Consider the following 19678-nt stretch of genomic DNA (forward strand, 5'->3'; position numbering starts at 1 on the left):
ACCGTCGGGCTCAGGGCACCGGCGGCAGGTCGATCTGGTCGCTGCGGGTGACCCCCTCGGTCATCTGCCGGCACAGCTTGAGGAACTCGCGCATGCCGGTGGCGAGGTACTTGTGGCGGTGCCAGATGAAGGTGAACTGGCGGCTCAGGTCCAGCTCCGGGGTGGCGATGGGCACCAGGCTGCCGCGGCGGAAGGCGTCGCGCAGGGCAAGCTTCGAGACGCAACCGATGCCCAGCCCCGACTCCACCGCCCGCTTGATGCCCTCGGTGTGCTCCAGCTCCAGCAGCACGTTGAAGCGCCCGCGCCGGTGGCGTGCCGCCTGCTCCAGGGTCAGGCGCGTGCCGGAGCCCTCCTCGCGCATGATCCACGCCTCGCGCAGCAGGCGGCCTAGCTCCACCTCGCCGGCGCCGGCCAGGGGGTGGCGCGGCGAGCAGAACACCACCAGCTCATCCTCCACCCAGGGCTGGGTGACCACGTCCTCCTCCTCGCACTGCCCCTCGATCAGCCCCAGGTCGAGGCGGTGGTGGCGGACGCTCTCGACGATGGCGCGGGTATTGCGCACCGCCAGGCGCACCCGGCTGCCCGGGTAGCGCTGCATGAAGTCACTGATCAGCAGGGTGGCCAGGTAGTTGCCGATGGTCAGGGTGGCGCCGACGTCCAGCACGCCGATGCCCTGCTGACCGTGGAGCAGCTCCTCCACCTCCTCGGCGCGGTCGAGCAGCGCCACCGCCTTGGGCAGCAGCTGGAAGCCCAGGGCGTTGAGGCGCAGTCGCTTGCCGTGGCGATCCAGCAGCTGGCAATCGAACTGGCGCTCTAGCTCGGCCAGGGCGCTGCTGGCGGCGGACTGGGAGAGCGCCAGGGCGCGGGCGGCCCGCGACACGCTCTCGTGCTGGGCCACCGCCACGAAGACTTCCAGCTGGCGCAGGGTGAAGCGCATGGGCGGCTCTCCAGTGACTTATATCAAGGTTATGGATAAAGGTTATCCATACAATCCATTTAACAGATAACGCCTCCTGGCTTAGAATTCAATGCAAATCTACAAGCCCATTTTATTCTTTTAAAGCATATAGGTCTCTCCGCCAGGAGATCTTTCGCACTCAGAGGAGCCGGCATGAGCAAGTTCGCCCTGGAAGAGGTGCTCAGCGTCCACCACTGGAACGACACCCTGTTCAGCTTCCGCACCACTCGCGAGCGCAGCCTGCGCTTCAAGAACGGCCAATTCGTGATGATCGGCCTGGAGGTGGGGGGCAAGCCGCTGATGCGTGCCTACTCCATCGCCAGCCCCAACTACGAGGATCACCTGGAGTTCTTCAGCATCAAGGTGCAGGACGGCCCCCTCACCTCGCGGCTGCAGCACCTTCAGGTGGGTGACCAGATCATGGTCAGCCGCAAGCCCACCGGCACCCTGGTCACCGACGACCTGCTGCCGGGGCGCAACCTCTACCTGCTCTCCACCGGCACGGGCCTGGCGCCCTTCATGAGCCTGATCCAGGACCCCGAGGTCTACGAGCGCTTCGAGAAGGTGGTGCTGGTGCACGGCGTGCGCAACGTCAGCGAGCTGGCCTACGCCGACTTCATCCAGAAGGAGCTGCCGGCCCACGAGTACCTGGGCGAGGAGATCAGCGAGAAGCTGGTCTACTACCCCACGGTGACCCGCGAGGAATTCCACACCATGGGGCGCCTCACCGACCATATCCGCAGCGGCAAGCTGGCCGAGGATACCGGCCTGCCGGCGCTGGACCCCAAGCAGGATCGCGCCATGATCTGCGGCAGCCCGGCGATGCTGGAGAGCACCAGCGAGCTGCTCGACGAGCTGGGCTTCAAGATCTCGCCGCGCATGGGCGAGCCGGGTGATTACGTGATCGAGCGGGCGTTCGTCGAGAAATAAGCTGGAAGCTTGAAGAGCGCCGCTTCGCGGCTGGAAGCTGGAAGAGAAAACCCCCGTGGTCTAGACCACGGGGGGTTCAGTAGGGAAGAGCTGGCATCACGCTAACTGGCTTCCAGCTTCCAGCTTCCAGCTTTCAGACGGCATCCTTGCCGGTCTCGCCGGTGCGGATGCGGATCACCTGCTCCAGCGGGGTGACGAAGATCTTGCCGTCGCCGATCTTGCCGGTGTTGGCCACGCTGGTGATGGCATCGATCACCTTCTCGGCCATCTCGTCGTCCACGGCGACCTCGAGCTTCACCTTGGGCAGGAAGTCCACTACATACTCGGCACCACGGTAGAGCTCGGTGTGGCCCTTCTGACGGCCGAAGCCCTTCACCTCGGTCACGGTGATACCCTGCACGCCGATCTCCGAGAGGGACTCCCTGACGTCGTCGAGCTTGAAGGGCTTGATGATGGCGGTCACCAGTTTCATGGTCGGTTCCTCGTCGATTCTGGGGCGGGCATGCCGCCGGCGATAGGCGGATTGTCCCTAGGATACACCCCGCCGGCGGGGAAGAAAAAAGGCCCCCTTGCGGGAGCCAAGTGGAGCACGCCAGCTCACTCGTTACGCGTTGCCTTCATTTCTTGGCGACGCTGAACTCGGGGTAGGCCTCCATGCCGCATTCGGTCAGGTCGACGCCCTCGTACTCCTCCTCCTCGCTGACGCGGACGCCCATCACCGCCTTGAGGATGCCCCAGACGATCAGGCTGGCCAGGAAGACCCAGGCGAAGATGCCGACGATGCCGAGGAGCTGGGCGCCGAAGGTGGCGTCGCCGTTGTTCAGCGGCACCGCCAGCAGGCCCCAGATGCCGACCACGCCGTGCACCGAGATGGCGCCCACCGGGTCGTCGATCTTCAGCTTGTCCAGGGCGACGATGGCGGCCACCACGATGGCCCCGCCCACGGCGCCGATCAGTGCCGCACTCAGTGCCGAGGGCGAGAGCGGGTCGGCGGTGATCGCCACCAGGCCGGCCAGGGCGCCGTTGAGGGTCATGGTCAGGTCGGCCTTGCGGAACCACAGCTTGGCGACCACCAGGGCGGCGATCACCCCGCCGGCGGCGGCGGCGTTGGTGTTGACCAGCACCTGGGCCATGTTGTTGGCGGAGGCGACGTCGGAGACCTTCAGCTCGGAGCCGCCGTTGAAGCCGAACCAGCCCATCCACAGGATGAAGGTGCCGAGGGTGGCCAGCGGCAGGTTGGCGCCGGGGATGGCGTAGATGCTGCCGTCCTTGCCGTACTTGCCCTTGCGCGGGCCAAGGACCAGCACGCCGGCCAGGGCCGCGGCCGCACCGGCCATGTGCACGATGCCGGAGCCGGCGTAGTCGGAGAAGCCAGCCGCGGAGAGCCAGCCGCCGCCCCAGGTCCAGTAGCCGGAGACCGGGTAGATCAGGCCGGTCATCACCACCGCGAAGGCGAGGAAGGCCCACAGCTTCATGCGCTCGGCCACCGCCCCGGAGACGATGGACATGGCGGTCGCCACGAACACCACCTGGAAGAAGTAGTCGGCGCGCATGGCGTAGTAAGGGGCGTCGTCGCCGCCAGCCAGCACGGCGTCGATGCCGTTCTCGCTGCCCAGCAGCACGCCGAGGTTGGGCAGGATGCCGCCCTCGGGGCTCGAGTACATCAGGTAGTAGCCCACCAGCAGGTACATGGTGCAGGCGATGGCGAACAGCGCCACGTTCTTGGTGAGGATCTCGGCGGTGTTCTTGGCGCGCACCAGGCCCGCCTCGAGCATGGCGAAGCCGGCGGCCATCCACATCACCAGCACGCCGCAGATCAGGAAGTAGAAGGTATCGAGCGCATAGCTCAGTTCGGTCAGTTCACTCATGGTGGATTCTCCAGTCGGGGAAGCGGCAGTCGGTCATGGCTCAGACGGCATCGGCGCCGCGCTCGCCGGTGCGGATACGGATCACGTCCTCCAGCGGCGTGACGAAGACCTTGCCGTCGCCGATCTTGCCGCTGCCGGCGGCCTCGCAGATGGCGTCGAGCACGCTTTCCAGGCGGCCGTCGTCCACGGCGATCTCGATCTTGACCTTGGGCAGGAAGTCGACGACGTACTCGGCGCCGCGGTAGAGCTCGGTATGGCCCTTCTGGCGGCCGAAGCCCTTGACCTCGGTGACGGTGATGCCCTGCACGCCGTTGTCGGCCAGCGCCTCGCGGACGTCGTCCAGCTTGAAGGGCTTGATGATGGCGGTGATCAGCTTCATGTCCTGTCTCCTCGTGGGGATGGGAGGCAACCCGATGGGGCGGCTGCACTGGCCGATGCGCAGGGCGTGCCAGCGGGAAATAACCTTTCTACTGATCAATGAGTTACGGCGCTTGTCGCCGGAGGGCATGGGGGCGTTCGCATGGCGAGGGCGGCGCGATGCACCGTCCTGGTGCGTCGACCAGGGCGCCGATGCGCCCTGACGGGGCAGGCGCGGTGAGCAGGAGGGCATGCGTCGTGGCCACGCCCCGCGTATCCTGTAGGCATTCATCGACCAACAGGAGATGCGTCATGGTGACCCACGACAGGATCGGCCGCCTGGCCCAGCAGATCGGGGAGCGCCTGCAGGGGGCCTCCCAGGCCCCGGAGGAGATCCAGAAGGGCGTCCAGCAGGTGGTGAAGGGCGCCTTCGACCGCCTGGAGCTGGTCTCGCGAGAGGACTTCGACATCCTCATGGACGTGCTGCAGCGCACCCGCTCTCGGGTGGAGTCGCTGGAGAAGCAGGTCGCCGCCCTCGAGGCACTGGTGGAGGCCCAGGCCGGCGGCAGCGCCGCGGCGGCCGAGGGCGCCGATGCCCCGGCGACGGACGATGCGCAGGAGGGCGCCCAGCGCCAGGGCGGCGACGCCGCCTCTTGAGGTCGCGCCGGGCGACCCGCCGCGCCCTGGACTAGCCTGAGAGCAGTCCATCCGCGAGGGAACGCCCATGACGCTGGCGATCGTGCATACCCGGGCCGGGCTCGGCTTGGAGGCACCCGAGGTGCAGGTGGAAGTACACCTCTCCAACGGCCTGCCCAGCATGACGCTGGTCGGGCTGCCGGAAACGGCGGTGAAGGAGAGCCGTGAGCGGGTGCGCAGCGCCCTGGTCAACGCCGGCTTCGAGTATCCACTGCGGCGCATCACCCTCAACCTGGCGCCCGCCGACCTGCCCAAGGAGGGCGGGCGCTTCGACCTGCCCATCGCCCTGGGGCTGCTGCTCGCCTCCGGCCAACTGCCGCCTGGTTGCCTGGAGGCGACCGAGAGCGTCGGCGAGCTGGCGCTGGACGGTGCCCTGCGCCCCGTGGAGGGGGTGCTGCCGCTGGCCCTGGCTGCGCGGCGCGCCGGTCGTCGGCTGATCGTGCCGCGGGCCAACGCCGACGAGGCGGCCCTGGCCGGGGAGCTCGAGGTGCTGCCCGCCGACCACCTGCTGGAGGTGGTCGCCCACCTGCTGGGCCAGGCCCCCATCGTCCCCTACCGCCTGACGCGCCCGCCCGAGGCCACCCAGCCGTTGCCCGACCTCGCCGAGGTGCGCGGCCAGTTCCAGGCCCGCAGGGCGCTGGAGGTGGCCGCCGCCGGCGCCCACAACCTGCTCTTCGCCGGTCCGCCCGGCACCGGCAAGACCATGCTGGCCAGCCGCCTGCCCGGCATCCTGCCGCCGCTCACCGACGACGAGGCGCTGGAGGTGGCGGCGGTGCGCTCGGTCAGCGGCCTGCCGTTGCGAGCCGAGTGGGGGCGGCGTCCCTTCCGCGCCCCGCACCATACCGCCAGCGCGGTGGCGCTGGTGGGCGGCGGCGCGCGGCCGCGCCCCGGCGAGATCTCCCTGGCCCACCACGGGGTGCTGTTCCTCGACGAGCTGCCGGAGTTCCCGCGCCATGTGCTGGAGGTGATGCGCGAGCCCATGGAGTCCGGGCGCATCCATATCGCCCGGGCCAGCCACGAGCGCCGCTATCCGGCGCGCTTCATGCTGGTCGCCGCCATGAACCCCTGCCCCTGTGGCCACCTGGGCGACCCGCGCCAGGCCTGCCACTGCACCGCGGCGCAGATCCAGCGTTACCAGGCCAGGCTCTCCGGGCCGCTGCTCGACCGCATCGACCTGCAGGTGGAGGTGCCGGCGCTGCCGCCGGAGCAGCTCACCGCCAGCCAGCCCGGGGAAAGCTCCGCGGCGGTGCGCGAGCGGGTGCTGGCCGCACGCGAGCGCCAGCTGGCGCGAGGGGCGCTCAACGCACACCTGGCCGGGCGCGAGCTGGAGGCGGCCTGCGGTCTCTCGGCGGCGGATCGTGCCTGGCTGGCCCAGGTGCTGGAGCGGCTCAAGCTCTCGGCGCGGGCCTACCACAGGGTGCTGCGGGTGGCGCTGACCCTGGCCGATCTCGCCGGGGCGGTGCGCCCCGAGCGCGAGCAGCTGATCGAGGCGGTGGGCTATCGCCAGCTCGATCGACTGCTCAAGGGGTGAGGGGTGAGGAGGACTAGAGTGCCGTGGCGTCCAGGGCGCCCTGCAGGCTCTCCTCCCACAGGGCCTGCTCCTTACCGGGGCGGCGAAGGGTCAGCGTCAGGCGGTAGGGCAAAAGCTCGCGGTCGGAGAGCGACAGACGCGGGCCGGCGGCGACCAGGCGGCTCTCCAGCCGCCACTGGTTGTCGCCCCCCGCGCTCAGGCCATCGCCCCAGTCGAGCACCTGGGGGCCGTCGCCCACCGCCAGCAGGGCGCGCACCAGGCTCTCGCGGAAACGCGCCTCGCCGATGCCGAGCCCGGCGTTGACTTCGGGGTCAGCCAGCAGCAGCACCTGGTCGCCTGCCGGCCGCGGCAGGGTGGGGGCCGCCATCACCCGCTCGGCGGCGCGCTCGCCCAGGTTGAAGAGCGCCTGGCGCACGGGGTCGGGACGTTCCGGGCTGCCGGCGCAGCCGGCGAGCAGGACCAGCGAGGTGAGGGCCAGCAGGCCCGTGAGGCGGGGGAGTGGGTGCTTCATGGTGAGGTCTTCTCCACGGCGGCGCGGGGCGCCAGGGCATCGATGAAGCGGTCCAGGCTGTCGAACAGCGCCTGGCGGATGGGTTCCGCCTCGTTGACCAGATGGTGGCGCGCCTCGGGGTGGAGGTGCACCTCGGCATGGGGGAACTTCTCGCGCAGCACCTCCAGGTTCCACTCCCAGTCCACCGTCAGGTCCTGTTCACCCTGCAGGATCAGGGTCGGCACGGGGTTGGGAGGCAGCGCCAGCAACCGGGGCATCCAGCGGCGCATGGCGCTGACCCAGTCCACCGCCACGCGGTCGGCCTGCAGCGGGTCGCGCTCACGCAGGAAGGCGGCGAATTCGGCATCCGTGGAGTTGTCGCGGAACTTGCGCGGGATGGAGCGCAGGAAGGGGCCCGCCAGCAGGTGCAGCCAGCTCGACTGGCGCCAGCCCCAGGGGCGCACCAGCGGCGCCAGCAGCGCCAGTCCGGCCCAGCGGCCCTCCTCGCCGCGGGTCAGGGCGTCGGTGGCCAGTATCGCCGCCCCGGTGCTCTGGCCGATGCCCAGCCAGGGGTGCGGGGCCAGTTCCTCCTCCTCGAGGTGGCGCTGCAGGGCGTGCAGGCAGCCGGCGTAGTCGTCGAAGTCGTCGATGGAGGCGCGCGGCCCGCTGGAGAGGCCGTGGCCGGGCAGGTCCCAGAGCACCACCCGCCAGCCTCGCTCCAGCAGGTGCTCGAGCAGGTGGCGGTAGAGACCCAGGTGGTCGAAATAGCCGTGCACCACGAAGGCGGTGCCGATGGGCGCGGCGGGGCTCCACACCGAGGCCCACAGGCGGAAGTCGCCGGCCTCCAGGAAGCCCAGGTGCAGCCCCACGTGCTCGGCGAGCAGGGGCGCCAGGCCGTAGTGGCCCAGGTAGCGCTCCAGGTGGTCGCCGGCGGGGAGCTCCTCGGCGGGGTCGATCCGCCGGAAGGGGCCCAGGGCCTGTAGGGGGGTGAAGTCGCTCATCGCATCCTCCGCGCTGCTGCCTCATGCTAGCCCCAAGCGCGACCCGGCACCATGCTCGACGTGCGGGATCCCGGCGGTCGTCTACGCTTTTGGTCGAGTCCCGGTCTCGGCACGGCCTTTCCCGCTTTACATGTGGAACGATTTTCCACAAACTTGGCCCTGCGCAGTCACCCAACCCCTGTTGTCGGCAGCCCGGTGTGCACCCGCCGCCTGCCCCGTTCGAGGAGATCCACCATGACCCAACGTGTCACGCGTCACCGCCTGCAGGTGGCCGCCGAGCTGGACCGTTTCATCACCGAACAGGCGCTGCCGGGCACCGGCATCGAGGCCGAGGCCTTCTGGGCCGGCGTCGACGCCCTCTTCCATGATCTGACCCCGAAGAACCGCGAACTGCTCGCCGAGCGCGACCGCCTGCAGGAGCAGCTCGACACCTGGCACCGCGAGAACCCGGGCCCGGTGCGCGACATGCCCGCCTACCGCGCCTTCCTCGAGGAGATCGGCTACCTGGCCGAGGCGCCGGAGACGGTGACGGTCACCACCGCCAATGTGGATCGCGAGATCGCCGTCCAGGCCGGCCCCCAGCTGGTGGTGCCGGTCAACAACGCCCGCTACGCGCTAAACGCCGCCAACGCCCGCTGGGGCAGCCTCTACGACGCCCTCTACGGTACCGATGTCATCTCCGAGGAGGACGGCGCCGAGAAGGGCACGAGCTTCAACCCCAAGCGCGGCGAGAAGGTCATCGCCTATGCCCGTGGCGTGCTGGACCGCGCCGCGCCGCTGGCTACCGGCTCCCACCGCGACGCCGTCAAGTATGCGCTGCGTGACGGCCACCTGGTGGTCACCCTGGAGGGTGGCCGCGAGACCGGCCTCAAGGACGCCGGCAAGCTGGTGGGCTTCAACGGCCCCGCCGAGAGCCCCGAGGCGATCCTGCTCGTCAACCACGGCCTGCACCTGGAGATCCAGATCGACCCGAGCCACCCGATCGGCAAGACCGACCCGGCCGGCGTCAAGGACGTGGTGGTCGAGGCGGCGGTGACCACCATCATGGACTGCGAGGACTCCGTGGCCGCGGTGGATGCCGAGGACAAGGTGGGCGTCTACGCCAGCTGGCTGGGCCTGATGAAGGGCGACCTGACCGAGGAGGTGGAGAAGGGCGGCAAGACCTTCACCCGTCGCCTCAATGCCGACCGTACCTGGCAGAAAAGCGACGGTGGCAGCGTCACCCTGCCGGGCCGCTCGCTGATGTTCGTGCGCAACGTCGGCCACCTGATGACCACCCCGGCGGTGCTCGACGCCGAGGGCAACGAGCTGCCCGAGGGCATCCTCGACGGCATCGTCACCAGCCTGATCGCCCTGCACGACCTGAAGAAGGGCGAGGGCGAGCCACGCAACTCCCGCGAAGGCTCCATGTACATCGTCAAGCCCAAGATGCACGGGCCGAAGGAGGTCGCCTTCTCCAACGAGCTGTTCGGCCGCGTCGAGGACCTGCTGGGCATGGCCCGCGACACCCTCAAGATGGGCATCATGGACGAGGAGCGCCGCACCACGGTCAACCTCAAGGCGTGTATCGCCGAGGCCGCCTCCCGCGTGGTCTTCATCAACACCGGCTTCCTCGACCGCACCGGCGACGAGATGCACACCGCCATGGAAGCGGGCCCGATGATCCGCAAGGGCGACATGAAGGGCGCCGCCTGGATCCAGGCCTACGAGAAGAACAACGTCCAGGTCGGCCTGGCCTGCGGCCTGCGCGGCCGCGCCCAGATCGGCAAGGGCATGTGGGCCATGCCGGACCTGATGGCCGCCATGCTCGAGCAGAAGATCGGCCACCCCAAGGCGGGTGCCAACACCGCCTGGGTGCCCTCGCCCACCGCCGCCACCCTGCACGCCCTGCACTACCACCAGGTGGACGTCGCCGCCATCCAGCGCGAGCTGGAGGGGCAGGGCGAGCCGGACCTCCTGGATGACCTGCTCACCGTGCCGGTGGCCGAGAGCGCCGACTGGAGCGACGACGAGATCCAGCAGGAGCTCGACAACAACTGCCAGGGCATCCTCGGCTACGTGGTGCGCTGGGTCGAGCATGGCGTAGGCTGCTCCAAGGTGCCGGACATCCACGATGTGGGCCTGATGGAGGACCGCGCCACCCTGCGGATCTCCAGCCAGCATATCGCCAACTGGCTGCACCATGGCGTGGTCGACGCCGCCCGCGTCCAGGAGACCCTGCAGCGCATGGCCAAGGTAGTCGACCAGCAGAACGCCGATGACCCGGCCTACACGCCGATGAGTGCCGACTTCGAGGGCTCCAGCGCCTTCCAGGCCGCCAGCGACCTGATCTTCAAGGGCCGCGTGCAGCCCGCCGGCTACACCGAGCCGCTGCTGCACCACTGGCGCGCCGTGCACAAGGCGAAGTAAGGAAAACGACGAAAGGCGTCGGAGCGCGCCCCCGCGGTATAACCGCGGGGGCGCCTTCGTTGGCAGGCTCGACCTTCGGGCACTGTCGGCGTCGGGGCCGATCGGCTAAGGTGTGGGCTTTCCTTCGCCACAGCAGGGAGGCTCGCCATGCCCGTGATGACCGCCGCCGCCATCGAGGACTTCCTCGACGAGGTGTTTCCCCAGCGCTTCGGCACCATCGAGGCCGTCGACCATCTGAGGGCCACCATGAGCCTGGCCATCGACGACGAGCACCTGCGTCCCGGTGCCAGCGTCTCGGGCCCCACCCTGATGGGCCTTGCCGACGTCTGCCTCTACGTGGCGATCCTCGGCGAGATCGGCCCCGAGCCCATGGCGGTCACCAGCGACCTGCACTGCCGCTTCCTGCGCCGCCCTCGCGGCGACCGCGACATCGTCGCCACTGCCCGCATCCTCAAGCTGGGCCGCCGCCTGGCGGTGGGCGAGGTGCAGCTGTTCTCCGCCGGGCAGGAGGAGCCGGTGGCCCTGGTCACGGCCACCTATGCCCTGCCCGACCGCGACGACTGAGACGCCTCAGCGGGCGCGCAGGATGGCCGCGGCCAGGGCCAGCCAGCCGCCGATCATCAGTACCCCGCCCACGGGGGTGACCATCCCCAGCCGCGTGGTGCCGGTTAGCGCCATGGCGTAGAGCGAGCCTGCGAAGAGCACGATGCCGGCCGCCCACAGCGCCATGGCCAGCCGCTGGCCGGCCAGCGGGTGCGCTGCCCGCCAGGCCAGCACCGCCAGCAGCGCCAGGGTGTGCCACGCCTGGTAGCGCACCCCGGTCTCGAAGGCCGCCGCCAGCCGCGGGGCCAGCTGCCCCTCCAGGGCGTGGGCGCCGAAGGCGCCGGCGATCACCACCAGGGCGCCGGAGAGCGCCGCCCCCAGCCACCATCCCCTGTCCTGCATCTCGATCTCCTCATGTCTGCGGGAATCGGTCGCTACCGTACCCCGGGCCGGCCTTAGCGGCTACAATACGCGCCCCCGGTTGATCCACGCCAAGAAAGAGCTGCCCGCGCCATGACCGACTCGCGACACGACGACAAGCCCACCGGCCCCGAGGGCCCGGACGCCCCGCTCCACCGCCGCGGCATCAAGAGCTACGTGCTGCGCGCCGGGCGCATGACCCAGGCCCAGACCCGTGGGCTCGAGGAGGTGTGGCCGCGCCTGGGGCTGAGCCTGGCCGACGGTCGCCAGGACCTCGTCGCCCTGTTCGGCCGCGAGGCCTCGCGGGTGGTGGAGATCGGCTTCGGCATGGGCGCCTCGCTGGTGGAGCAGGCCGAGACCCACCCCGACACCGACTTCATCGGCATCGAGGTGCATGCCCCGGGCGTCGGCAAGCTGCTCGACGAGGCCGACAAGCGCGGCCTCACCAACCTACGCGTCTACCGCGAGGACGCCCTGCGGGTGCTCGAGGAGTGCCTGCCCGAGGCGAGCCTCGACGGCGTGCAGCTCTTCTTCCCCGACCCCTGGCCCAAGAAGAAGCACCACAAGCGGCGCATCGTGCAGCCCGCCTTCGTCGAGCTGGTGCGCACGCGGCTCAAGGTCGGCGGCACCTTCCACCTGGCCACCGACTGGGAGGCCTACGCCGAGTGGATGGCCGAGGTGATGGACGCCGCCCCCGGGTACGCCAACACCGCCGGTCCCGAGACCGCCCCCTATGTGCCGCGCCCGGCGTTCCGTCCGCTGACCAAGTTTGAGGCCCGCGGCGAGAGGCTCGGCCACGGCGTCTGGGACCTGATCTACCGCCGCCTCGACTGAGATCGCGACCGCTTCACGGCCTCTCCGCTGTCAAATGAAAAAGGGTCATGTTTACCGCCGGCTTGCACCAGATATGGGGCTTGCCGGCGGGAAATGGTCTATATATGGTAGGCGAGCCGCGGGTGAACATAGGGCCAGGCACCGACATGATGCATGTCAGTGCAGCCCCGGGAGCACCGCCCTAGGATGAACGGTTCGGCGGCCCTGGCCGCATGGTTACCCTCAGGAGAGCTGTCATGTCCCTGCCGTTGTTGCCCGTACCGTTATCGTCCCTGCCGCGTCCTGCCGCGCCCGCCCGCCTGATTCGCGCCCTCGATCCGCGCGTGCCGGTCGGCCTCAAGCGCCGCCTGGTGGAACCGCTGCTCAACCGCACCTTCGCCGACCCCCTGGCCGAGGGCGAGTTCGACGCCCTGGAGGGGCGCCGCATCACCCTGGCCATCGAGGATCTCGGCATGGCGCTGACCCTCACCCTGGAGGGGGAGCGCCTGGCGGTGTGCAGCGAGCCCGGCGAGGCCACCATTCGCGGCGGCTGGCGGGAGTTCCTCTGCCTGGCCACCCGCCGCGAGGATCCCGACGCGCTGTTCTTCCAGCGCCGGCTGCTGATCGAGGGCGACACCGAACTGGGGCTGATGGTCAAGAACCTGCTCGACGGTCGCGAGGAGGGGCTGGTCCAGGGCCCCTTCGGCGAACTGCTGGTCCGCCTGGAGCGGCTAGCCAACCGAACGAGCTGACTTTTTTCGATTAACGCATTTCTTCCGGAGCCATCCGAATGAGCACTTCCACCAAGGCAGTGAAGTCATCCAACGAGGTGCCCCTGCAGGGGCCGTCCCGCGACATCTGGGACGCCAAGTACCGCCTCAAGGACCGTCACGGCAAGCCCGTGGACCAGGACGTGGCCGCCACCTGGGACCGCGTGGCCCGGGCGCTGGCCGCGGTGGAAGGCAAGCAGGCCGACGCATGGCTGCCGAAGTTCCGCTGGGCGCTGGAGAACGGCGCCATCCCCGCCGGGCGCATCATGTCCAACGCCGGCGCCGAGGCCTACAAGCCGGCGGTGAGCCTGATCAACTGCACGGTGTCGCGCACCATCCGCGACTCCATGCACGATATCCTCGATTCCGTGGTGGACGCCGGCATGACCCTCAAGGCGGGCTGCGGCATCGGCTACGACTTCTCCACCCTGCGCCACAAGGGCGCCTTCGTGTTTGGCGCCGGGGCCGGCACCAACGGCCCGCTGGCGTTCATGGATATCTACGACAAGATGTGCTTCACGGTGGCCTCCGCCGGCGGCCGCCGCGGCGCCCAGATGGGCACCTTCGACGTCGGCCACCCCGACGTGCGCCAGTTCATCGAGGCCAAGCGCGAGGCGGGCCGCCTGCGCCAGTTCAACCTCAGCCTGCTGATCACCGACGAGTTCATGGAGGCGGTCAAGAACGACACCGACTGGCCGCTGGCCTTCCCGCTGCACCCCGGGGAGAAGGATGACGTCGAGCAGAGCGAGCTGATCTACCGCGACTGGCCGGTGGTGGAGGAGGGCTACACCGTCGATGCCGAGGGCCGCGTGGCCTGCCGCATCGTCGAGGTGATCAAGGCCCGCGAGCTGTGGGACACGATCATGCGCTCCACCTACGACTACGCCGAGCCGGGCTTCATCCTGATCGACCAGGTCAATCGGATGAACAACAACTGGTTCTGCGAGGACATCCGCGCCACCAACCCCTGCGGCGAGCAGCCGCTGCCCCCCGAGGGCGCCTGCCTGCTGGGCTCGGTGAACCTGACCCGCTTCGTCATCGACCCCTTCGGCAAGAAGCCGCGCTTCGACTGGGAGCGCTACCGCCAGGTGGTGGCGATCTTCACCCGCATGCTCGACAACGTGGTGGAGATCAGCGGCCTGCCCCTGGAGGGCCAGCGCCGCGAGATCGAGGCCAAGCGCCGCCACGGCATGGGCTTCTTGGGCCTGGGCTCCACCCTGACCATGCTCAAGATCCCCTACGGTTCGCCGGAGTCGCTGGCCTTCACCGAGGAGGTCAGCCGCAACCTGGCCATCGAGGGCTGGAAGCAGGCGCTGGAGCTCTCCCGCGAGAAGGGCATGGCCCCGGCGCTGGCCGAGGACTACGAGATCACCCCGAAGATGCTGCGCGAGCGCCCGGAGCTCAAGAAGGACGGCTACGAGATCGGCGACAAGGTGCCGGGCCGTATCCTGCATGCGCGCTACAGCCGCTACATGCAGAAGGTCGCCGAGGTGGAGCCGGAGCTGGTTGCACAGCTCGCCGAGCATGGCGCGCGCTTCACCCACCACAGCTCCATCGCACCGACCGGGACCATCTCGCTGTCGCTGGGCAACAACGCCTCCAACGGCATCGAGCCCTCCTTCTCGCACCGCTACTTCCGTAACGTGATCCAGTCGGGCAAGAAGACCAAGGAGCAGGTCGAGGTGGTCTCCTTCGAGTTGGCGGCCTATCGCCACTTCATCGCCGCCGATGCCGTGGAGAGCGACCTGCCGGACTACTTCATCACCGCCGACGCGGTGAGCCCCAAGCAGCACGTGGCGGTGCAGGCCGCCGCCCAGGCCTGGGTCGACTCGGCGATCTCCAAGACGGTGAACGTGCCCACCGAGTTCCCCTTCGAGGAGTTCAAGGACCTCTACCTGGACGCCTACGCCAGCAAGCTAAAGGGCTGCACCACCTTCCGCTTCAACCCGGAGGCCTTCCAGGGCGTGCTGGTGCGCGAGGACGACCTCAAGAACACCACCTACGTGTTCGAGCTGGAGAACGGCGAGAGCGTGGAGCTCAAGGGTGACGAGAAGGTCATCTACGACGGCGAGGAGCACAACGCGGCGAACCTCTATGATGCGCTGAAGGAAGGCACTTATGGCAAGTGGTAAGCCACGACCTACTGCGCTCGCCGAGGCGGCGTTGCAGTCTTTCTCGGAATGCTCATTTACGGCTCGTAAACTCCGCTTCCTCGAAATCCTGCGCCTTGCCTCGCCTTCGCTCGTGACGGTCGTCTATGGCCGTCACTCGAGCGTCACCGCACAACTTTCCGGAGGAGCCTCCTGATGGCCGTCGAGATCAATTCCAAGATCGTTTCCTACAGCGTCAAGAAGGCGGTGGAAGAGCCGCCGCTGCCCGAGGAGAACCCGCTCACGGTGCGCATCCCGTCGCGCCCTGAGGGCACCCTGGAGGCCGTGTCGGAGAAGATCTCCTACGTCGGCGCCGAGGGGCGCAAGAAGGTCTACCTGCTGGTCTCCTTCATGCCCGTGGAGGGCGTGCTCAACGGCAAGCGCGTGGTGATCGAGCGTCCGGTGGAGTTCTTCTTCCCCTCCGGCCAGCTCTCCAGCGAGCACCAGTGGATCACCGCCACCATGCGCAGCCTGTCGCTGGCAGCCCGCGGCGGCTACGTCACCCAGGCGGTGGCCGACCTGCGCAAGGTGGCCTGGGACAAGGGCCTGGTGCGCTGCGGCATGAACCGCTGGGGCAAGCCGGTGTTCCATGACTCCGAGGTGGCGGCCATCGCCTGGTCGATCCAGCAGATCCTCTATCGCCGCGGCTTCCTCGACCAGGACGGCAACCAGGTGCCGGTGGAGGAGCTGGTGGCGCGCTACGCCCAGCGCCAGGCCAGCGGCCACCTGTGGACGCCGCCCACCCCCGAGGAGATCGAGCAGGCCGAACGCAAGGCCGAGGAGGCCGCCCATGCCAAGGGTGACGGCCCCACCGTGGTGGGCCACTGCCCCGAGTGCAACGGCGAGCTGATCATGATGGACGGCTGCCCCACCTGCTACTCCGGCTGCGGCTGGTCAAAGTGCGGTTAAGCGTCGGGCGCTAACACGCCAGGGCCGCCAACGCATCGCCCCGGGTCACGAGAGTGGCCCGGGGCGATGGCGTTCGGGGGCTCAGCCGCGCAGCTCGATGGTCGCGAAGTGGGGGCGCAGCCGGCGCACCAGGGTCTCCAGCGCCTCCCGGGGTGGGGCGTCCTCGACGGCGTCGCGGTAGGCCGGGTCCAGGCAGCGCTCCAGGCGGGCGAGCTGGATGGCATAGCGGCGCACCCCGCAGTCGGCCAGGGCGGCCAGCAGCCCCTCGATGGCGTCCCACTCCCCCGGGGCGGCGCGCCGCGCCGGCCCCATGCTGCTCGCCGTCTCGCAGTAGCCGCAGGCCAGCGGACAGCCCTGCAGGTAGACCACCGCCGCGCGCCGGCCCGGGAAGGCGTGGTCATTCCGGGCTTCGAAGCTGGCGATGGGCAGGCGGATCGTCGCCGGCGCGGGCACCAGGGGGATCGCCATGGCGTTCACCCCAGGCCGGCGGCCCGGCTGTGGTCCATGCCGGGGCGGCCGTGCCAGTAGCCGTCGCAGATCTCGGCGTCGACCAGGCTGAGTGGGTCGGCGGCGGGCAGCTCGCCGCGGCGGGCGGCATCGAAGGCCGCGACCACCTCCCCCATGCCCTCGGGACGCGGGCTGAGTCGCGCCACGCCGACACCCATCCCGGCCATGGCCGGCAGCTCGTGGCGTAGGTCCTGGCAGGCGCCGGAGAGGGTCTGGATGCCGTTCAGGGTGAAGACCTGCTGGTCCTCCTGGGAGCGCAGGGCCAGCCCCTCCGGGTGCTTCTGGCAGACGAACTGGCAGCGATCCTTGGGCTTCTGGTAGCGCCGTGCGGTGAAGCAGCGCGATGACCAGGCCAGCGGCAGGTGCCCGTAGGCGAACACCTCGCAGGGGGCGTCGAGCCCCTGCTCGCGGCAGTCCTCAAGCAGCCGGGCCAGGTCGTCCTTCGACATCTCCACCGGCGCCTGCCAGCGCCGCATGCCGGCCCGGGTCAGCACCGCGAGCGTGGCCGGGTTGTAGAGGTTGAGCGCGGCACCGGCCACGAAGGGGCGCCCCGCCGCCGATAGGCGCTGCAGGGCGCTCTGGTCGTTGGCCTCCACCAGGAACTCGCCGTTGTCGCACAGCTTGCGCAGGTCGCGCAGGTCGGCCTCGGACTCGATCAGGGTCTGGCTCGAGAGCACCACCTGCTTGCCGCTCTGGGAAAGCTCGCGGCCGATACCCAGCCAGTCGTCGAGCTTCATGTCCCGCCGCCGTGAGCAGACCGACTCGCCCAGGTGGACGATCTCCACCGGCCAGTCGGCGGCCTCGCGATAGAAGTTGGCGTAGTGTTCGCGGGTCCAGTAGAAGAGCACCGGGCCGAGCGACAGCTGGAGCGTGGGGGTAGCGGACATGGGCTCTCTCCTATTTCCAGCGGCGCTCGTAGGCGCCCAGGGTGGTGGTGCTGCCTTCGGAGACCTCGCCGAGGCCGGTCATCCAGGCGGGTTCGGTGTGGAAGCGGCCCGGGGCGCGCTCCAGGCGATCCAGGGCCTGGCGCCAGATGCCGGCGACCTTTGATACATAGGCCGGGCTGCGCTGGCGACCCTCGATCTTGACGGCCGCGATGCCCAGTTCCTTGAGCTCCGGCAGCAGCTCCAGGGTGTTCAGGCTGGTGGGCTCCTCGATGGCGTGGTAGGTCTCGCCGCCCACCTCGAAGCGCCCCTTGCACAGGGTGGGGTAGCCGGCGTTCTCGCCCTCACCGTAGCGGTCGATCAGCACGCCGTTGAGGCGTGACTCCAGGCCCTCCGGGGTCTCCTCCCAGCGCACATGGGCCGCCGGCGAGCAGACGCCGCGGGTGTTGGGCGATTCACCGGTGAGATACGACGACAGGTAGCAGCGCCCCTCGGCCATGATGCACAGGCTGCCGAAGGCGAAGACCTCGAGCTCCACGGGGCTCTGCTTGGCCAGGTCGCGCACCTGGGTGATGGAGAGCACCCGGGGCAGCACGGCGCGCTTGATGCCGAACTGGTCGTGATAGAAGCGCAGCGCCTCGTGGCTGGTGGCCGAGCCCTGTACCGAGAGATGGCGGGCGAGGTCGGGGTGGCGGCGGGCGGCGTAATCGAGCAGCCCCATGTCGGCCATGATCAGGGCATCGACGCCGAGATCCGCGGCCTGGTCCACGGCGCGGGTCCACATCGCCCAGCCATCCGGCTGCGGATAGGTGTTGATGGCGCAGAACACCCGCTTGCCGCGGGCGTGGGCGTAGTCGATGCCCTCCCGGGCACGCTTGTCGGTGAAGTTGAGCCCGGCGAACTGGCGGGCGTTGGTCGTATTCTGGAAGCCGAAGTAGACGGCATCGGCCCCTTCATCCACGGCACGTTTCAGGGCGGGCAGGTTGCCGGCGGGGCAGACGAGCTCCATGGTGAGCCTCCTGTGGTGGGAATCCCGACCATGCTAGTCGACTACCCTTCGCGGCCTTTTGACTCGGGTCATTGCGGGCCGGAATCCTCGCCGCAAGCGGCTCCTGGCAAGGGAGCGCTTGCCCAACCGGTTCATGGCGGTGGGGTGCCAGAGGCCCCTCGGCGGCCCGCCTCCTTTGCATCCAGCGCCTGATGCAGGTCCGCGAGCAGGTCCTCGACCTCCTCCAGGCCTACCGACAGCCGCAGCATGCCGTCGCCGATGCCGCGTCGTGCCCGCTCCTCCGGCGTCAGGTCGGCATGGGATGTGGCGCAGGGCTGTGAGACCAGGCTCTCGACGCCGCCGAGGCTGGGTGTCAGGGCGAAGAGGGAGAGGCGGTCGGCAACCCTGGCCGCCGCCTCTCGACCGCCAGACAGCTCGAGCGTCAGCATGCCGCCGAAGCCCGACATCTGTCGGCAGGCCAGGTCGTGGCCGGGGTGCGAGGCCAGACCGGGGTAAAGTACTCGCTCAAGTGCGGGATGCGACTGCAATGCTTCGGCAATGGCATGTGCCGAGGCGTTGTGGCGCTGCATACGCAGGGGCAGGGTGCGCAGGCTACGCGAGAGCAGGGAAGCCGCCTGGGGCGACAGCGCCGTGCCTAGGTTCTGGCGCCAGTGCCACAGCGGCGCCAGAACCTCGGCACTTCCCATCACGGTGTCGGCGGTGAGGTCGCTGTGCCCGCCCAGATACTTGGTCGCGCTGTGGACCACCAGGTCGGCGCCCAGCGCCAGCGGCCGCTGGTTGATCGGCGTGGCGAAGGTGCCGTCCACCGCCACCAGGGCGCCGTGGTGATGGGCCTGCTCGGCCACCGCCGCGATATCGATCAGGCGTAGCGTCGGGTTGGTGGGGGTCTCGAGATAGACCAGCCCGACGCCGGATGCCAGAAGTTGCTCCAGTATCTCGGGTTCATAACCATCGAGTAGATGGGTATTGATACCCAGCGCCGGCAGCTGCTGTTCGAGCAGGCTCAGAGTGCCACCATAGACCTCCCCCAGGCAGGCGATACCCCGACGACCATGAGCGAGGAGCAGGGTGCTGATGGCTCCCATGCCGGAAGTGAATGCCCAGGCGGCTTCGGCCTCTTCCAGTGCCGCCAACGTCTCCTCCAGGGCGTAGAGCGTCGGGTTATGGCCGTATCGGGTATAGAGGGGGGCCTGCCGCCGCCCTTCGGTCACCTCGAGCAGGGCGGAGGTATCCGGAAAGGTGAAGGTGGTGGTGTCGTAGATCGGCATATGCGGGCTGCCGAAGGTGTCCCGCTGCCGCTGGCCATGGATGGCACGAGTGGCGGGACCGAAGTGTGGCGATTGGGACATAGTGGACCTCCGAACGGACTTTCCTTCACGCTAGCCTCTTTTTGCAATCTATTCATTTGTTTTCAATGGCTTATTTTTTCATCC

The 19678-nt window shown here is 69.1% G+C and carries 20 protein-coding genes; 9 read left to right on the forward strand and 11 right to left on the reverse strand.

Translation table 11 applies throughout. The features are described 5' to 3' along the window. Window positions 1-10 precede the first annotated feature (10 nt). Window positions 11-937, reverse strand: a complete 927-nt coding sequence (locus Q673_RS19425) for a LysR family transcriptional regulator (RefSeq protein WP_023004275.1) — start codon at window positions 935-937, stop codon at window positions 11-13. Between the two features lie 174 nt (window positions 938-1111). Between Q673_RS19425 and Q673_RS19430 the strand changes: the two genes are divergently transcribed. Beyond that, window positions 1112-1888 carry a ferredoxin--NADP reductase gene (locus Q673_RS19430; RefSeq protein ID WP_023004276.1) on the forward strand — a complete coding sequence of 259 codons (777 nt, stop codon included), beginning with the start codon at window positions 1112-1114 and terminating at the stop codon, window positions 1886-1888. Between the two features lie 133 nt (window positions 1889-2021). On the opposite strand, the gene glnK is transcribed toward Q673_RS19430, so the two are convergent. From glnK to Q673_RS19445, 3 genes are all read right to left on the reverse strand, one after another. Then, window positions 2022-2360, reverse strand: coding sequence for a P-II family nitrogen regulator (gene glnK / locus Q673_RS19435; RefSeq protein ID WP_023004277.1), 339 nt, complete (start codon window positions 2358-2360; stop codon window positions 2022-2024). A gap of 145 nt (window positions 2361-2505) precedes the next feature. Further along, window positions 2506-3756 (reverse strand): ammonium transporter, encoded by a 1251-nt coding sequence (locus Q673_RS19440; RefSeq protein ID WP_023004278.1) that lies wholly within the window; start codon window positions 3754-3756, stop codon window positions 2506-2508. 40 nt (window positions 3757-3796) lie between these two features. After that, a complete protein-coding gene (locus Q673_RS19445) occupies window positions 3797-4135 on the reverse strand; it encodes a P-II family nitrogen regulator (protein ID WP_023004279.1) in 339 nt (112 codons plus the stop codon). Between the two features lie 290 nt (window positions 4136-4425). Here Q673_RS19445 and Q673_RS19450 point away from each other — a divergent pair, with 290 nt between their 5' ends. Both Q673_RS19450 and Q673_RS19455 read left to right on the forward strand, forming a co-directional pair. Continuing rightward, window positions 4426-4770: an accessory factor UbiK family protein gene (locus Q673_RS19450; protein ID WP_023004280.1), complete on the forward strand. Its 345-nt coding sequence runs from the start codon at window positions 4426-4428 to the stop codon at window positions 4768-4770. A gap of 67 nt (window positions 4771-4837) precedes the next feature. Next, complete coding sequence (locus tag Q673_RS19455; protein ID WP_023004281.1) at window positions 4838-6340, forward strand: YifB family Mg chelatase-like AAA ATPase; 1503 nt, start codon at window positions 4838-4840, stop codon at window positions 6338-6340. A 13-nt stretch (window positions 6341-6353) separates the two neighbouring features. Here Q673_RS19455 and Q673_RS19460 read toward each other — a convergent pair whose 3' ends face one another. Continuing rightward, window positions 6354-6851: a hypothetical protein gene (locus Q673_RS19460; protein WP_023004282.1), complete on the reverse strand. Its 498-nt coding sequence runs from the start codon at window positions 6849-6851 to the stop codon at window positions 6354-6356. Further along, the gene (locus tag Q673_RS19465; protein WP_023004283.1) at window positions 6848-7831 is read right to left on the reverse strand and encodes an alpha/beta hydrolase; all 984 of its coding nucleotides are present in this window, start codon (window positions 7829-7831) and stop codon (window positions 6848-6850) included. Before Q673_RS19465 ends, Q673_RS19460 begins: the two co-directional genes overlap by 4 nt. 234 nt (window positions 7832-8065) lie before the next feature. Here Q673_RS19465 and Q673_RS19470 point away from each other — a divergent pair, with 234 nt between their 5' ends. Next, window positions 8066-10240 (forward strand): malate synthase G, encoded by a 2175-nt coding sequence (locus Q673_RS19470; protein WP_023004284.1) that lies wholly within the window; start codon window positions 8066-8068, stop codon window positions 10238-10240. Window positions 10241-10387: 147 nt separating this feature from the next. Next, on the forward strand, window positions 10388-10804 hold the full coding sequence (locus tag Q673_RS19475) for a PaaI family thioesterase (protein WP_023004285.1): 417 nt from the start codon (window positions 10388-10390) through the stop codon (window positions 10802-10804). 6 nt (window positions 10805-10810) lie between these two features. On the opposite strand, the gene Q673_RS19480 is transcribed toward Q673_RS19475, so the two are convergent. Continuing rightward, window positions 10811-11185 (reverse strand): DUF423 domain-containing protein, encoded by a 375-nt coding sequence (locus tag Q673_RS19480; protein ID WP_023004286.1) that lies wholly within the window; start codon window positions 11183-11185, stop codon window positions 10811-10813. 111 nt (window positions 11186-11296) lie between these two features. On the opposite strand from Q673_RS19480, the gene trmB reads away from it, so the two are divergent. The 4 genes from trmB to Q673_RS19500 all read left to right on the forward strand — a co-directional run bounded on the left by trmB (window position 11297) and on the right by Q673_RS19500 (window position 15845). Then, window positions 11297-12037, forward strand: coding sequence for a tRNA (guanosine(46)-N7)-methyltransferase TrmB (trmB, locus tag Q673_RS19485; RefSeq protein ID WP_023004287.1), 741 nt, complete (start codon window positions 11297-11299; stop codon window positions 12035-12037). Window positions 12038-12273: 236 nt separating this feature from the next. After that, window positions 12274-12768, forward strand: coding sequence for a ubiquinone anaerobic biosynthesis accessory factor UbiT (ubiT, locus tag Q673_RS19490; RefSeq protein WP_023004288.1), 495 nt, complete (start codon window positions 12274-12276; stop codon window positions 12766-12768). A gap of 38 nt (window positions 12769-12806) precedes the next feature. Then, window positions 12807-14918, forward strand: coding sequence for an adenosylcobalamin-dependent ribonucleoside-diphosphate reductase (locus Q673_RS19495; RefSeq protein WP_023004289.1), 2112 nt, complete (start codon window positions 12807-12809; stop codon window positions 14916-14918). Between the two features lie 174 nt (window positions 14919-15092). Continuing rightward, a complete protein-coding gene (locus tag Q673_RS19500) occupies window positions 15093-15845 on the forward strand; it encodes a hypothetical protein (protein WP_023004290.1) in 753 nt (250 codons plus the stop codon). An 81-nt stretch (window positions 15846-15926) separates the two neighbouring features. On the opposite strand, the gene Q673_RS19505 is transcribed toward Q673_RS19500, so the two are convergent. From Q673_RS19505 to Q673_RS19520, 4 genes are all read right to left on the reverse strand, one after another. Beyond that, the gene (locus Q673_RS19505) at window positions 15927-16313 is read right to left on the reverse strand and encodes a hypothetical protein (RefSeq protein WP_023004291.1); all 387 of its coding nucleotides are present in this window, start codon (window positions 16311-16313) and stop codon (window positions 15927-15929) included. Window positions 16314-16318: 5 nt separating this feature from the next. Next, the gene (locus tag Q673_RS19510; RefSeq protein ID WP_023004292.1) at window positions 16319-17239 is read right to left on the reverse strand and encodes a U32 family peptidase; all 921 of its coding nucleotides are present in this window, start codon (window positions 17237-17239) and stop codon (window positions 16319-16321) included. A gap of 10 nt (window positions 17240-17249) precedes the next feature. Continuing rightward, the gene (ubiU, locus tag Q673_RS19515) at window positions 17250-18245 is read right to left on the reverse strand and encodes a ubiquinone anaerobic biosynthesis protein UbiU (RefSeq protein WP_023004293.1); all 996 of its coding nucleotides are present in this window, start codon (window positions 18243-18245) and stop codon (window positions 17250-17252) included. Window positions 18246-18376: 131 nt separating this feature from the next. Next, window positions 18377-19594: a trans-sulfuration enzyme family protein gene (locus Q673_RS19520; RefSeq protein ID WP_023004294.1), complete on the reverse strand. Its 1218-nt coding sequence runs from the start codon at window positions 19592-19594 to the stop codon at window positions 18377-18379. Between the last annotated feature and the right edge of the window lie 84 nt (window positions 19595-19678).

This window comes from Halomonas sp. PBN3, assembly GCF_000475415.1.
In the GTDB taxonomy this organism is placed as follows: domain Bacteria; phylum Pseudomonadota; class Gammaproteobacteria; order Pseudomonadales; family Halomonadaceae; genus Halomonas; species Halomonas shengliensis.

What these genes read in the sequence shown, in the direction of transcription:
- Q673_RS19425 (WP_023004275.1), bottom strand. Translation starts at nt 937, where the DNA reads ATGCGCTTCACCCTGCGCCAGCTGGAAGTCTTCGTGGCGGTGGCCCAG.
- Q673_RS19430 (WP_023004276.1), top strand. Translation starts at nt 1,112, where the DNA reads ATGAGCAAGTTCGCCCTGGAAGAGGTGCTCAGCGTCCACCACTGGAAC.
- glnK (WP_023004277.1), bottom strand. Translation starts at nt 2,360, where the DNA reads ATGAAACTGGTGACCGCCATCATCAAGCCCTTCAAGCTCGACGACGTC.
- Q673_RS19440 (WP_023004278.1), bottom strand. Translation starts at nt 3,756, where the DNA reads ATGAGTGAACTGACCGAACTGAGCTATGCGCTCGATACCTTCTACTTC.
- Q673_RS19445 (WP_023004279.1), bottom strand. Translation starts at nt 4,135, where the DNA reads ATGAAGCTGATCACCGCCATCATCAAGCCCTTCAAGCTGGACGACGTC.
- Q673_RS19450 (WP_023004280.1), top strand. Translation starts at nt 4,426, where the DNA reads ATGGTGACCCACGACAGGATCGGCCGCCTGGCCCAGCAGATCGGGGAG.
- Q673_RS19455 (WP_023004281.1), top strand. Translation starts at nt 4,838, where the DNA reads ATGACGCTGGCGATCGTGCATACCCGGGCCGGGCTCGGCTTGGAGGCA.
- Q673_RS19460 (WP_023004282.1), bottom strand. Translation starts at nt 6,851, where the DNA reads ATGAAGCACCCACTCCCCCGCCTCACGGGCCTGCTGGCCCTCACCTCG.
- Q673_RS19465 (WP_023004283.1), bottom strand. Translation starts at nt 7,831, where the DNA reads ATGAGCGACTTCACCCCCCTACAGGCCCTGGGCCCCTTCCGGCGGATC.
- Q673_RS19470 (WP_023004284.1), top strand. Translation starts at nt 8,066, where the DNA reads ATGACCCAACGTGTCACGCGTCACCGCCTGCAGGTGGCCGCCGAGCTG.
- Q673_RS19475 (WP_023004285.1), top strand. Translation starts at nt 10,388, where the DNA reads ATGCCCGTGATGACCGCCGCCGCCATCGAGGACTTCCTCGACGAGGTG.
- Q673_RS19480 (WP_023004286.1), bottom strand. Translation starts at nt 11,185, where the DNA reads ATGCAGGACAGGGGATGGTGGCTGGGGGCGGCGCTCTCCGGCGCCCTG.
- trmB (WP_023004287.1), top strand. Translation starts at nt 11,297, where the DNA reads ATGACCGACTCGCGACACGACGACAAGCCCACCGGCCCCGAGGGCCCG.
- ubiT (WP_023004288.1), top strand. Translation starts at nt 12,274, where the DNA reads ATGTCCCTGCCGTTGTTGCCCGTACCGTTATCGTCCCTGCCGCGTCCT.
- Q673_RS19495 (WP_023004289.1), top strand. Translation starts at nt 12,807, where the DNA reads ATGAGCACTTCCACCAAGGCAGTGAAGTCATCCAACGAGGTGCCCCTG.
- Q673_RS19500 (WP_023004290.1), top strand. Translation starts at nt 15,093, where the DNA reads ATGGCCGTCGAGATCAATTCCAAGATCGTTTCCTACAGCGTCAAGAAG.
- Q673_RS19505 (WP_023004291.1), bottom strand. Translation starts at nt 16,313, where the DNA reads ATGGCGATCCCCCTGGTGCCCGCGCCGGCGACGATCCGCCTGCCCATC.
- Q673_RS19510 (WP_023004292.1), bottom strand. Translation starts at nt 17,239, where the DNA reads ATGTCCGCTACCCCCACGCTCCAGCTGTCGCTCGGCCCGGTGCTCTTC.
- ubiU (WP_023004293.1), bottom strand. Translation starts at nt 18,245, where the DNA reads ATGGAGCTCGTCTGCCCCGCCGGCAACCTGCCCGCCCTGAAACGTGCC.
- Q673_RS19520 (WP_023004294.1), bottom strand. Translation starts at nt 19,594, where the DNA reads ATGTCCCAATCGCCACACTTCGGTCCCGCCACTCGTGCCATCCATGGC.